Annotated in this window: 12 protein-coding genes; 9 read left to right on the top strand and 3 right to left on the bottom strand. The window is 71.2% G+C overall.

The features are described 5' to 3' along the window. Positions 1-26: 26 nt before the first annotated feature. Positions 27-959: an SCO0930 family lipoprotein gene (locus tag OG738_RS42625; protein ID WP_329049633.1), complete on the top strand. Its 933-nt coding sequence runs from the start codon at positions 27-29 to the stop codon at positions 957-959. Between the two features lie 656 nt (positions 960-1,615). On the opposite strand, the gene OG738_RS42620 is transcribed toward OG738_RS42625, so the two are convergent. Continuing rightward, positions 1,616-2,680 (bottom strand): Lrp/AsnC family transcriptional regulator, encoded by a 1,065-nt coding sequence (locus tag OG738_RS42620; RefSeq protein ID WP_329049631.1) that lies wholly within the window; start codon positions 2,678-2,680, stop codon positions 1,616-1,618. A gap of 68 nt (positions 2,681-2,748) precedes the next feature. On the opposite strand from OG738_RS42620, the gene OG738_RS42615 reads away from it, so the two are divergent. The 4 genes from OG738_RS42615 to OG738_RS42600 are packed head-to-tail and all read left to right on the top strand — an operon-like array spanning position 2,749 to position 6,755. Further along, entirely contained in the window at positions 2,749-3,942 is a 1,194-nt protein-coding gene (locus tag OG738_RS42615) for a M20 metallopeptidase family protein (protein WP_329049629.1), read from the top strand. A 4-nt stretch (positions 3,943-3,946) separates the two neighbouring features. Further along, positions 3,947-4,144, top strand: a complete 198-nt coding sequence (locus tag OG738_RS42610) for a hypothetical protein (protein ID WP_329049627.1) — start codon at positions 3,947-3,949, stop codon at positions 4,142-4,144. Then, positions 4,141-5,556 carry a sodium:solute symporter family protein gene (locus tag OG738_RS42605; RefSeq protein WP_329049626.1) on the top strand — a complete coding sequence of 472 codons (1,416 nt, stop codon included), beginning with the start codon at positions 4,141-4,143 and terminating at the stop codon, positions 5,554-5,556. The genes OG738_RS42610 and OG738_RS42605 overlap by 4 nt, the downstream gene beginning before the upstream one ends. Beyond that, complete coding sequence (locus tag OG738_RS42600) at positions 5,553-6,755, top strand: metal-dependent hydrolase family protein (protein WP_329049624.1); 1,203 nt, start codon at positions 5,553-5,555, stop codon at positions 6,753-6,755. Before OG738_RS42605 ends, OG738_RS42600 begins: the two co-directional genes overlap by 4 nt. A 163-nt stretch (positions 6,756-6,918) precedes the next feature. On the opposite strand, the gene OG738_RS42595 is transcribed toward OG738_RS42600, so the two are convergent. Further along, a complete protein-coding gene (locus tag OG738_RS42595; protein ID WP_329049622.1) occupies positions 6,919-7,716 on the bottom strand; it encodes an alpha/beta fold hydrolase in 798 nt (265 codons plus the stop codon). Positions 7,717-7,780: 64 nt separating this feature from the next. On the opposite strand from OG738_RS42595, the gene OG738_RS42590 reads away from it, so the two are divergent. After that, positions 7,781-8,167 carry a RidA family protein gene (locus OG738_RS42590; protein ID WP_329049620.1) on the top strand — a complete coding sequence of 129 codons (387 nt, stop codon included), beginning with the start codon at positions 7,781-7,783 and terminating at the stop codon, positions 8,165-8,167. A gap of 113 nt (positions 8,168-8,280) precedes the next feature. Beyond that, on the top strand, positions 8,281-9,354 hold the full coding sequence (locus OG738_RS42585; RefSeq protein ID WP_329049618.1) for a DUF4236 domain-containing protein: 1,074 nt from the start codon (positions 8,281-8,283) through the stop codon (positions 9,352-9,354). On the opposite strand, the gene OG738_RS42580 is transcribed toward OG738_RS42585, so the two are convergent. Continuing rightward, on the bottom strand, positions 9,351-10,508 hold the full coding sequence (locus OG738_RS42580) for a steroid 3-ketoacyl-CoA thiolase (RefSeq protein ID WP_329049617.1): 1,158 nt from the start codon (positions 10,506-10,508) through the stop codon (positions 9,351-9,353). The genes OG738_RS42585 and OG738_RS42580 overlap by 4 nt on opposite strands. Before the next feature lie 232 nt (positions 10,509-10,740). Between OG738_RS42580 and OG738_RS42575 the strand changes: the two genes are divergently transcribed. Both OG738_RS42575 and OG738_RS42570 read left to right on the top strand, forming a co-directional pair. After that, positions 10,741-11,967, top strand: a complete 1,227-nt coding sequence (locus OG738_RS42575; protein ID WP_329049616.1) for a cytochrome P450 — start codon at positions 10,741-10,743, stop codon at positions 11,965-11,967. A gap of 241 nt (positions 11,968-12,208) precedes the next feature. Beyond that, a complete protein-coding gene (locus OG738_RS42570; protein ID WP_329049615.1) occupies positions 12,209-13,000 on the top strand; it encodes a transglutaminase-like domain-containing protein in 792 nt (263 codons plus the stop codon). The last annotated feature ends 24 nt before the right edge of the window (positions 13,001-13,024 follow it).

Here is a 13,024-nt window from a genome sequence, read left to right as displayed (position 1 = left end):
TTCCACGCCAGGAGGGAGAACGTCCGATGAACCGTGCTCGTCCGAGTGCCGCCGCCTTGCCGGCCATCGCCGGTCTCGTACTGGTCGCGGCCTGCGGGACCAACCCGTACGCCACGGCCGGTGCGGTCCAGCCGGTGTCGCTCGGCGCGCAGCAGCAGCTCTCGGCGAGCACGGTTCAGGCGCCCTCGGGGGCCGGCCAGGCCCAGCTGGTCACGTCCACAGTGGATGGTCTCGGCGCGGTTCTCGCCGACGCCGAAGGCCACACGCTCTACCGCTACGCCAAGGACGCGGCGAATCCGCCGAAGGCCACCTGCGTGGACGCCTGCGCCGAGACGTGGCCACCGCTGCTCTCCGACTCCCCGGCGCTCGCCGCCGGGGTGGACGCGCAGCTGGTCAGCCTGGTCACCCGGCCCGACGGCCGCAAGCAGGTGACCGTCGGCGGCTGGCCGCTCTACCGCTACGCCAAGGACACCGGCTCCGGCGTCGCGCTGGGCCAGAACGTCAGCGCGGACTGGTCGGCGATCACGCCGACGGGGGAGAAGGCGGCCAAGCCGACCACCCTCGGCACCACCGACGTCGGCGGCCTCGGCCCGGTCATGACGGACCAGGCCGGCCGCACGCTCTACCTGTTCACCAAGGACGGCAAGGACTCCGGAAAGTCCACTTGCGACGGTGCCTGCGCGAAGACGTGGCCGCCGCTGCTCGTGGACGGCCGGATCACCGTCGCCGAAGACATCGACACCGGCCTGGTCGGGCAGATCGCCCGGGCCGACGGCACCCGCCAGGTGACCGTCGGCGGCTGGCCGGTCTACACCTACGCCAAGGACGGCGCGCCCGGCGAGGCGACCGGCCACGGCGTGGGGAACACCTGGTACGCCATGGAACCCAACGGCTGCAAGGTCGACCCCGCGCGCCGGCCCGCCACCCCGATCGCGACGGCCTCCACCGGCGGGTACTGACCCGCCCCTCCAACCCCGGCCCGGCGGACCTTCCCTCCACCTCACCCCCCCAGTCCGCCGGGCCGGTCGCACCACCCGAAAGAACCGCGGGACCCCCGTCCCGCGCCCCGAGCCCCGGCCCGGGTGGACACTTCCCTCCACCTCACCCCAAGTCCCCCGGGCCGGGATTCCTCACCCCCACCGATCCGGCACCGCCGGGTCAGCGAAGGAGGAAGAAGGCGGGAGCAGTCCCGCCCCGCGAGTTCCGGCCGGTGGACGTTCTTCCCTCCACCTCACCCCCCGAGTCCACCGCGCCGGAACTCCTCCCCGTGTCGACCCCCAATCACAAGTGATGCCCCCTCAATCACGCGAGATGCCCCTCCAGACACACGAGATCCGCCTCCGATCACACGAACCGACCCCCAGGTACGCGAACCGACCGCCAAGGCACGCGAGTTCCGGTCCCAGTCACGCGAGTTCCGCCTCTGATCACGCGAGTCACGGCTCCGATCACGCGCGATCCGCCCCCAGACTTCCCGGCCCGGCGCCCGCCCCTCGGTCGCCAGGCCGGATCCCCGCCTCCGAAACCGAAGAGCCCGACACCGAAGAGCCCCACCCCGAAGACCCCCACCCCGAAGACCCCGGTCCGGTGGATGCTTCCCTCCACCTCACCCCCCTCATCCCCCGGGCCGGCTCACGCCGCGGTCCCCGTGCTCCGGCACGGGGACCGCGGCCCAGAAGTCCAGCGGCACGCGGCCGGTCCCGCGCCCGGCCGCGTCGAGCAGGCGGCCCATCAGCTTGACGCTCCGCAGCGTCACCGCGCGGCCGGTGATCTCCAGCCACGGCAGCTTCGCCGCGAGGACCGCCTCCAGCGGAAGGGTGTCGTGCTGCGAAGGCAGCCACACCACCAGCATCAGGTTCGCCGCCCCGGTCAGGCCCGCGCACATGCGCACCTCCGGCAGCATCGCCAGCGATCGCGCGGTCGTCTCCAGCTTGTCCGGCGGCACCCGCAGCCACAGCGTCACCGTGACCGGCGCGGGCGACACCGACCGTGCGATCTCGCAGCGGACGCGGATCGCGCCCCGGCCGAGCAGGACGTCCAGCCGGCGCCGGACGGTCGTCGCCCCGACGCCCAGCTCGAGCGCCAACGCCGCCGCCGACGCTCGGGCGTCCACCCCCAGCGCCAAGATCAGCGCCCGGTCGGCATCGCCGAACCGCAGCGGCGCGCGGTTCTTCGCCGGTTTCGCCGACAGGGCCTCGCGCTGTCCCGGCGAGATCGCCCGCACCCGCCACCGGCTGCCCTCGGTGAACATCCGCGGCGACAGCACCGTCCGCACCCGCGTCACCCCGGGCACCGCCGACACCCGGTCCAGCACGTGCGCGCCCAGCTCCCGCAGCGTCGGCGCGACGACGTGGGCGAGCAGGTCGCACGGCCCGGCCACGTACTCGACGGTCACGACGTGGACGTCCGAAGCCAGCGTGGCCGCGACCGAAAGAGCGGCCCCTGGCACGCAGTCGATCTCGACGAAGGCCAGGGCCAGCTGCGCGGTCAGCTCGCCGCCGGCGTACGCGGTGAGCCACGCGTCCCCGCGCTCGACCAGCGTGTCCCAGTGCCGGGCGGCGGTCACCGCGCCCAGGCCGAGCGCGCGGCCGAGCGTCGACCAGGACGCCCGGGGCGCCGCCTGCAGCGCGTCGACCAGTTTGAGGTCCTGCTCGGTCAACATGGCGGATTCTTCGCTCATCGGCACTCACAGCGGTGGTTTCGGGGAATTTCTGCGGCCATTGTGCTCGACACTTGCATGATCTGCGGATGACCCTGCGTTCGGACGCCGCCGCCCTGCTCGACGACCTGGTCGCCCTCCGCCGCGACCTGCACCGCATCCCCGAGATCGGCCTGCACCTGCCGCGCACCCAGGAGCGGGTCCTCGCCGCACTCGACGGCCTTCCCCTCGAGGTGAGCCTCGGCAAGAACCTCTCGTCGATCACCGGAGTCCTCCGCGGCGGCAAACCCGGCGGAACGGTCCTGCTCCGCAGCGACATGGACGCCCTCCCGGTGACCGAAGCCAGCGGCGAGGAGTTCAGCTCCACCCTCGACGGCGCCATGCACGCCTGCGGCCACGACCTCCACACAGCGGGACTCGTCGGCGCGGCCCGGCTGCTCGCCGCCCGCAAGGACGAGCTGCCCGGCGACGTCGTCTTCATGTTCCAGCCCGGCGAAGAAGGCTGGGACGGCGCCGGTCACATGATCGACGAAGGCGTGCTGACGGCGTCCGGCAGGCACGTCGACGCCGCGTACGGCCTGCACGTTTCGGCCGCCAGCTACGCGAAGGGCCAGTTCGTCGCCCGGCCCGGCACGCTGATGGCGGCCTCGGGCGCCCTCGAAGTCCGCGTGCGCGGCGACGGCGGCCACGGCTCGTCGCCGCACGACGCCCGCGACCCGATCCCGGCCGCCTGCGAGATGGTCACCGCCCTGCAGACGATGGTGACGCGCACCTTCGACGTCTTCGACCCGGTGGTGATCACCGTCGGCTCGTTCCACGCCGGGACCCGCCGCAACATCATCCCGGACGACGCGGTGTTCGAGGCGACGCTGCGGTCGTTCTCGCCGGAGGTCGCGGCCCGCGTGGGGGAGCGGGCGGTGCGGGTGTGCGAGGGCATCGCCCAGGCGCACGGCCTCGACGTCGACGTCACCTACGAGCCGGAGTACCCGGCGACCGTCAACGACGCCGCCGCGTACGACTTCGTCGCCGCCACGATCCGTGACGTCTTCGGGGACGAGCGGTTCACCGAGATGGCCGATCCGATCACCGGCTCGGAGGACTTCTCCCGCGTGCTCGAACGCGTCCCCGGCGCGTACCTGTTCCTCGGCGCGTGCCCGGCGGACCCGGAATCCGCGCCGGACAACCATTCCCCGCGCGCCCGCTTCGACGACAGCGTGCTCGGCGACGGCGCCGCGCTGCTGGCCGAGCTCGCCGTCCGCCGCCTCGCTGACCTGGCCGGGTGACGCCGTGCGCAGCTACCACTGGCCACCGCTGCTCCCGGTGCTCGCGTTGGTCCTGATGCCGTTCCTGCCGTTCGTCAACACCACCGGCCTGTGGCTCGGGCTGCCGCGGATGATCGTCTGGGGCGCGTTCTGGTGCCTCATGTTCACCCCGGCGCTGCTGCTGTCCGAACGCCTGATGCGCGGCCGGGAGGAGGAGTCGTGATCCTCACCTTCACCCTCGCAGGCATCGTCCTGATCGGTGTCCTCGGCTTCCTCGGCCGGCGCAAGCCCGTCGCCGACCTGGCCGAATGGACCGTCGGCGGCCGCCGCTTCGGCGCGCTGACGATGTGGTTCCTGCAGGCGGGCGAGGTGTTCACCACCTTCACCTTCCTCGGCATGGCCGGCCTCGCGTTCTCCGGCGGTGTCGCGGCGATGTACGCGCTGCCGTACGTGCCGATCGCCTACGTCGTGCTGTTCTTCCTGGCGAAGCGCCTCTGGACGATGGGCAAGGAGCGCGGCTACCTCACCCAGGGCGACTTCCTCGAGGACCGTTACTCCAGCCGGGCGCTCGGGACGCTGTCGGCGGTACTCGGCGTGGTGTTCGTGCTGCCCTACTTGCAGCTGCAGATCACCGGGCTCGGCCTGATCGTCCGGCTGGTCACCGGCGACAGCGCGTCCGGCACGCTGAGCATGGTCACCGGCAGCGTGCTGGTGGTCGCGTTCGTGCTGTGGGCCGGGCTGCGCGGCGTCGCGGCGACGTCCTACTTCAAGGACGGGATCATGCTGGTCGCGCTGGTGGTGCTGATCATCGCCGTGCCGACGCACTTCGCCGGCGGCATCGGCGGCGTGTTCCACAAGATCGAGCAGCTGCACCCGGAGAAGCTGATCGTCCACAGTGGACCGAACGATCACGTCTGGTTCGTGACGAGCATGCTGGTCAGCGCGATCGGCGTCGGGCTGATGACGCTGCCGCACTCGTGGCCGGCGCTGATGTCCGCGCGCGACCCGAAGGTGCTGCGGCGCAACTACACCTGGATGCCGATCTACGAGCTGTGCCTGCTGCTGCCGATGATCGTGGGGTTCGCCGCGATCATCGTGGTACCCAAGGGGAGTGACCCGAACGGCGTATTGCTGACGCTGTCGAAAGACGCGTTGCCGACCTGGGTCACGGGCGTCATCGTGGTCGCCGCGACGGCCACGGCGATGGTCCCGGCGGCCGGGATCCTGATCGGCATCTCGTCGCTGGTGGCGCGCAACATCGTCCGCGTCCGCAGTGGCCGCGGGCAGTTCTGGATCAACCACGGCACGGTTGTGCTCGCGAGTACTCTTGCCCTCGTGCTCGGCATCTTCCGGCCGGACCTGCTGGCCAACCTGCTGTTGCTCACCTATTCGGGGTCGGTCCAGCTGGCCCCGGCCAACCTGCTGGGCTTCCTGCGCCGGGTGCCCGTCGGCAAGGGCCCGGTGTTCGCCGGGTTGATCGCGGGCGAGCTCGTCGTCATCTGGCTGACCTTTGTGGACACTCACCTCGTCGGCACGGTCAACGTGGGACTGGTCGGGCTCGGCGTCAACGTCGTCGTCCTCGCCCTGACGGCTCTCGTGGTGCGGCGGCAGACTTCTCCCGTGGAGGCGGCGTGACGCGTACGGTTTTCACCGGCGGCTCGGTGTTCGACGGCACCGGCGCGGAGCCGGCGGCGGCGGACGTCGTGGTCGAGCACGGCCGGATCGTCGACGTCGGCACGGACCTGGACGGCGACGAGGGCGTCGACTGCTCCGGGGCGGTGCTGCTGCCGGGGCTGTTCGACTGCCACGTGCACGTCACGGTGTCGGACATCGGGCTGCTGGCCCGCGTGCAGAAGCCGTTCTCCTACCAGTTCTACGAAGCCGCGCGGAACCTCTGGGCGACGCTCGGGCTGGGCATCACGACGGTCCGGGACGCGTCGGGCGCGGACCTCGGCATCAAGCAGGCGGTGGACGACGGGCTGATCCCGGGACCGCGGCTGCAGATCTCGATCGGCCTGATCAGCCAGACCGGCGGGCACGGCGACAGCTGGCACCCGTCGAGCATCTGCGTCCCCCTGCTGGTGCCGCACCCCGGCCGCCCGGACGCGACGGCCGACGGCCCCGACGAGATCCGCCGCGTCGCCCGGACGCTGCTGCGCGCGGGCGCGGACGTGCTGAAGGTCTGCACGACCGGTGGCGTGCTCTCGCCGCGCGACGACCCGCGGCACTCGCAGTACACGCCGGAGGAGCTGGAGGTCCTGGTCGCCGAGGCGGCGATGCAGGGGCGCCCGGTGATGGCACACGCCCAGGGCGCGGCGGGCATCAAGAACGCGGTCCGCGCGGGCGTCCGGTCGATCGAGCACGGCATCTACCTCGACGACGAGGCGATCGAGCTGATGCTGGGCCACGGGACGTGGCTGGTCCCGACGCTGATCGCCCCGGTCAACGTGGTCCGAGCGGCCGACGCCGGAGTGGACCTGCCTTCGGCGGTCGTGACGAAGGCGCGTGAGGTGGTGGAGGTGCACCGCGACTCGGTACGGCGCGCGTACGCGGCGGGCGTCCGGATCGCGATGGGCACGGACAGCGGCGTCGGGCCGCACGGCACGAACCTGGAGGAGCTGGCCCTGATGGCGGCGTGCGGGATGACCCAGGCGGACGTCCTGGAGGCGACGACGTCGTCCGCGGCGCGGTTGATGGGGCTCGACGGTGAGCTGGGGCGGATCGAGCCCGGGCTGCGGGCGGATCTCGTGGTGGTGGCGGGGAATCCGTACGACTTCCCGGCGCTGGCGTCGAACATCCGGGAGGTCTGGAAGGACGGCGTCCGGGTGGTCTGAGGCTACCGGCGGTCGAGTCGCAGGGTGGTCGCCAGGTTGTGCACAGGCCTCGCCGGATGTGGACAGCTTCGGCGCCGGAGTCCCGGTTTGCGTGCTTTGTCATGACCCGCCGGTAAACTGGACATGGGCACGCCCCCCAGGGAAGGGCGGGGGCCGGCTTCGGTCAGAGTTCGGGGCTGAGCAGATCCTTCAACGCCGCCGCGAACTTGGCCGGGTTCCGCTGCGGCGCCAGATGCGCCCCCGGCATCTCCGTGAACGGCAATCCCAGCTCCAGCGCCAGGATCTTCGCCGGCTGGTAGTGGTAGCGGCCCCGGCTGCCCTCGCCCGCCACCGGGACGATCTCCGTGCTCGCGCGGCGCAGCGCGCGCAGGTCCGGGAGGTAGTCGAAGAACTCCGTCAGCTCGCGGTCGAACAGGCGGATCCAGTCGGCTTCGTGGGGGAGGCGGAGGTTCGGCAGGTCGGGCAGCGCCGCGCCCGCGATGGCGTCCGCGAAGCGGGTCACCGCCGTCATCAGCTCACCCGAACGGGCCAGGCGGACCTGCTCCGCCGCCGCTTCGAGCCAGCTTCCCGCGTCCGGCATCAGGTGGACCGCCGGGGGTTCGTGGGCGACCAGCGTCGTCACGCGGGCGGGGTGGCGGGCGACGAGGTCGAGGCCGATCAGCGCGCCCGCGCTCGAGCCGAACACCAGCGCCGGGCCGCCGGTCGCGTGGTCCAGCACCGCCCGCGCGTCGTCGGCCTGGCGGGACACCGGGACCGGGCCCGTGGTGGTGTCCGTGCTGCCGAAGTGGCCGCGCCGGTCGTACGTGATGACCGTGTAGTCCGCGTACAGGTGCTTCGCCAGCGCGCGGTAGGAGTCACCCGACCCGGTGCCGCCCGCGATCAGCAGCAGCTCCGGGCCCTCGCCGCCGCGGCGGACGAGGAGCTCGCCGTCCTCCACCGGGCAACGGCTTTCCGAGATCATGCGTGGAAGTCAAGCACAGACAACGAAGTGGACGGCGCGGTGGTCGGCCCCTAGCGTGCGCGGCATGGCAGAACGGCGAGCGATCCTCAGCGGGTCGACTTTCGAAGAGCGAATCGGCTACGCCCGCGCGGTGGTGCACGGCGACCGCGTGTACGTCTCGGGCACGACCGGCTTCGACTACCCGACGATGACCATTTCCGACGACGTCGTCGAGCAGGCGGCACAGTGCCTGCGCAACATCGAAGCGGCGCTGAAGGAGGCCGGCTGCACGTTCGCGGACGTGGTCCGCGTGCGCTACCTGCTGCCCGAGCGCGACGACTTCGAGCCGTGCTGGCCGGTGCTGCGCAAGGCGTTCGCGGACGTCCGCCCGGCGGCGACGATGCTGCAGTGCGGCCTGGCCGACCCGCGCATGAAGATCGAAATCGAGGTGGACGCCCACCTTCCCGGCTGACCTCGTGGGACTTCCCATCACGTGATGATCTCGGCCTTGTTGCGGTCGGTGGTCTTCCGTAGCGGATCCCGTCTCCGATGCGACGTGGGTGGCGGACGGGAAGCGAGGCACGCATGTCGATCTACCTGCGCACCAGCATCCGGCTCGGACCGCTCCGGGTGGGCGTTTCGAAGTCGGGCATCGGTGTTTCGGCCGGTATCCCGGGGCTGCGCGTGGGCACCGGTCCACGCGGCAGCTATGTACGGGTTGGTGTCGCCGGAGTGTCGTACCGCGCGACCTCGGGCGGCCACCGCGCCCGGCGCTCCGCTGCTCGCGGATCCCTGCCGGTACCCGCGTCGGTGCTGCCCGAACTCGGCGATGTCGTGCTGTCCGACGTGACCGGCAGACGCGCGGAGGAGCTTCTGCCCGCGACACCCACCACACTCGTCACGCAGCTCAACGCCGCGGCGAGAGCGCACCGGATGTGGCCTTGGGTGCTCATCGTGAGCCTGTTCCTCGTCGCCGCGACTCCTTGGATACTCTTGGTCGCTCTCCCGCTCACCCTCTGGGTCGGCTGGCGGGACAAGGTCCGCCGGACGGTGGTGGCGTTCTACGAGGTGGACGGCCCCGCGCAGGCACAGTTCGAGCGCCTGCTCGGGTCTTTCGACGAGGTCTGCCGGGCGCACAGCGCGTGGAGCACCATCGCGCGCGGCGATCTCCAGACCACCTACCAGCGCAAGGTGAACGCGGGCGCGGGTTCTCTGGTGCGCCGTGAGTCACTGCGCCGAGGGGTGGGCGGTTCGGCTCATCTCAAGGCGAACATCGCCGTTCCCTCTCTGCAAGCGGCAACCCGGTCGGTCTACTTCCTGCCGGATCGCATCCTGGTGCGGGACCGGAACACCTATGCGGACCTGCCCTACGGGTCGGTTTCGGTGGTCCCGGGAAGCACCCGGTTCATCGAAGACGGGACGGTGCCGCCCGACGCCGTCCAGGTGGACACGACCTGGCAGTACGTGAATAAAAGGGGTGGACCCGACCGGCGGTTCAAGAACAACCGCCGGCTGCCTGTCATGCGCTACGGCGAGGTTGACCTCTCGACCAGCCAGGGGTTCTCGGTGCATTGGTCGTTTTCCGCCGAATCGGCGGCTCACGCTTTGTCCGCCGGTTTCGCCGAGATGACCCGCCACCCCGGCGCGCTGGCCGGCTAGAGCCGTTCGATGATCGACGCCGTGGCCAGGGCGCCGCCGGCGCAGATCGTCACCAGCGCCGTCGCTGCGTCGCGGCGTTCCAGCTCGTGCAACGCCGTCGTCAGCAGCCGGGCCCCGGTGCTGCCCACCGGATGTCCCAACGCGATCGCGCCGCCGTTGACGTTCACGCGGGAAGGATCGGGCTCCAGGACCCGCTGCCACGACAACGCCACCGATGCGAACGCCTCGTTGACCTCGAACAGGTCCGGATCGGCGATCGTCATGCCGGCGCGGGCGAGCACCCGCTCGGTCGCGCGGATCGGGCCGTCCAGGTGGTAGTACGGCTCCGCGCCGACCAGTGCCTGCGCCACGATCCGGGCCCGGGGCCGGAGTCCGAGCGAAGCAGCCCGTGCGGAGTCCATCAGGAGCAAGGCCGCCGCGCCGTCGGAGATCTGCGACGACGTTCCGGCGGTGTGGATGCCGTCCTCCACCACCGGCTTCAGCCGTGCCAGGCCCTCGACCGTCGTCTCGCGGAGGCCCTGGTCGCGGCCGACCAGGCGCGTCTCGCCGGTCGCGGAACCGTCGTCGGCGAGGACCGGGGCCTTCACCGGCACCACTTCGCGGTCGAAGTGCCCGGCCTCCCACGCGGCCGCGGCCTTCCGCTGGGACGCCGCGCCGAACGCGTCGACGTCGTCGCGCGTCAGCCCGCGGCGGACCGCGATGCGTTCCGCGGCGCCGTACTGGTTGGGCAGGTCGATCGACCACGACGACGGCCGTGGCGAGCCGGACCCCCGGTTCGTGCCCAGCGGGACCCGGCTCATCGCCTCGACCCCGCACGCGACGCCGACCTCGATCGCGTCGGCCGCGATCAGGCCGGCGACCAGGTGGGTCGCCTGCTGCGCCGAGCCGCACTGGGCGTCGATCGTCGTCGCGCCCGCCGTCTCCGGGAGGCCGGCGTGCAGCCACGCCGTGCGCGTCACGTTGTTGGACTGCTCGCCCGCCTGCGTGACGCAGCCGCCGATCAGCTGCTCGACCAGGGCCGGGTCGATCCCCGCGCGGTCGAGGAGGGCCTGCTGCGCGGCACCCAGCAGCTCGGCCGCGTGCAGGCCGGCCAGCAGCCCGCCCCGCTTGCCGATCGGGGTCCGCACGGCTTCGACGATGACCGGCACGCCCATGTCGTCCCTTTCGTCGGGTAACGCTGTCCAGTAACCAAAAAACTAGAACAAGTTATCGTTATGCGCAAGCGACCCCAGGGTCGGCATGATCTTGATCTTTGTCGAATGAGCGCTCGTTCACCTGGCCTCATCGGTCAAGTTAACGGGTTTCACTGAACAGTCTTCCCCAAGTTAACGCCGTATGCTCTAATCGCCGTTAGAACGTGTTTCAAGGCGAACAGTGGGAGGCAAAGTGGCCGCTCCGCTCATCCCCGCCGGGTTCGACTTCACGGACCCGGACCTCTACGCCCAACGGCTGCCCCTGGCCGAGTTCGCCGAGCTCCGGCGGACGGCGCCCGTGTGGTGGAACCCCCAGAAGACCAACACCGCAGGCTTCGGCGACGACGGCTACTGGGTCGTCTCGCGCCACGAAGACGTCAAGGAGGTCTCGCGCGACAGCACGCTCTACTCGTCCAGCGAGAAGACCGCGATCATCCGCTTCGACGAGAGCATGACCGAGGACCGCCTCAACGCGAACCGCCTCGTCCTGCTCAACATGGACGCCCCGCAGCACACGAAGCTGCGCCGGATCGTGTCGAAGGGCTTCACCCCGCGCTCGATCTCGAAGCTCGAGGACACCCTGCGCGACCGCGCAGAGCGGATCGTCCACGAAGCGCGCAAGAAGGGGACCGGCGACTTCGTCACCGACGTCGCGTGCGAGCTGCCCCTGCAGGCCATCGCCGAGCTGATCGGCATCCCGCAGGAAGACCGGCTCAAGATCTTCGACTGGTCGAACCAGATGGTCGCCTACGACGACCCGGAGTACGAGGTCGAGCCCCTGGAGGCGTCCGCGCAGCTCATCGGCTACGCGTGGAACATGGCCGAGGACCGGCGCAAGTGCCCGATGGACGACATCGTCACGAAGCTGATCCAGGCCGACGTCGACGGCGAGGCCCTCGGCTCGGACGAGTTCGGGTTCTTCGTCATCCTGCTCGCCGTCGCCGGCAACGAGACCACGCGCAACGCCATCACGCACGGCATGAAGGCGTTCCTCGACCACCCGGACCAGTGGGAGCTCTACAAGGAGCAGCGGCCGAAGACCGCGCCGGACGAGATCGTCCGCTGGGCCACCCCGGTGGTCGCGTTCCAGCGCACCGCCACCCGCGACACCGAGCTGGGCGGCGCGCACATCCGCAAGGGCGACCGCGTCGGCATGTTCTACAGCTCCGCCAACTTCGACCACGAGGTCTTCGACGATCCGGAGAAGTTCGACGTCCTCCGCGAAGACAACCCGCACGTCGGCTTCGGCGGCACCGGTTCGCACTACTGCATCGGCGCCAACCTGGCCCGCCTGGAGATCGACCTGATCTTCAACGCGATCGCCGACGTGATGCCGGCGATCACCGAGGCCGAACCCCCGGTGCGGCTGCGGTCGAGCTGGTTGAACGGCATCAAGCACTACCCGGTCCGCTACGCCTGACGAAGCCTGACGAAGTCCGCGGCGCGCTCCCACGTGAGCGCCGCCGCGGCTTCGTCGGGGCCGTCGGGGCGGGTGGAGAAGTGGCCGGCGCCCGGGTAGGTGAACACCCGGGCGTCGGCACCCGGCCGCGCCGCGGCTTCGCGCCCGCAGCCGGTCGGCGAAGCCGAGTTCGACCGGCCGCAGGCCCAGCACGGAGTGGAAGAGCGCGATCGTGGTCACCGGACCATGACATCATGAGGCGATGGCCCCCCGAGCGACCGTCGACGTCGAGTTCTCCGTCCGGGTCACCGAGCCCGGGCCCGCGGCGATCTCCGTCGCCGCCGCGCACGCCGACACCGAAGAGCTGGCCGTGTCCTGGCACGGCGAAAGCGAGCTGGTCGAATTCGAGCACGGGACCCGCGCCGAGGTCTTCGAGCTGCCCGCCGGCGAGCACCGCGTGACCTACCACGCCGAACGCGCGCTGGCCGAACCCGAACCCGAGCCCGTCACGCTCGCCGACGCCGCCGTCTTCACCCGGCCGAGCCGGTACTGCCCGTCCGACCGGATCGCCGGGCTCGTGCCGCCGGAGCTGTTCTCCGTGAAGAGCGCCAAGAAGAAGGTCGACGCCATCGTCCGGCACGTCCACGAGCGACTGTCCTATGTGGTCGGCTCCAGCCGGGGGACCGACGACGCGATCGACACGCTCCTGGCCGGCGAAGGCGTCTGCCGCGACTTCGCGCACGTCTGCATCACGCTGTGCCGGTCCCTCGACGTCCCGGCGCGCTACGTCGGCGTCTACGCGCCCGGGCTGTCCCCGATGGACTTCCACGCCGTCTTCGAGGCCGGGATCGACGGCCACTGGTACGTCTTCGACGCCACCCGCCTGGCCCCCCGCCAGACCATGCTGCGCATCTCCACCGGCCGCGACGCCGCGGACACCTCGTTCCTCGCCACCCTCGGCTGCGAGCTCGACTTCCTGGGCAGCACGGTGTTCGCGACGACGGACGCCGCGCTGCCGGTGGACGACGGCACCGAGCCGGTCGTCCTCGGCTGACCTCGATCGGATTGGTCCGACCGC

Origin of the sequence: Amycolatopsis sp. NBC_01488, assembly GCF_036227105.1 — a bacterium.
Lineage (GTDB): Bacteria > Actinomycetota > Actinomycetes > Mycobacteriales > Pseudonocardiaceae > Amycolatopsis.
Note: the sequence above shows the minus strand (reverse complement) of the source record. Positions and strands in the feature narration are given on the sequence as shown.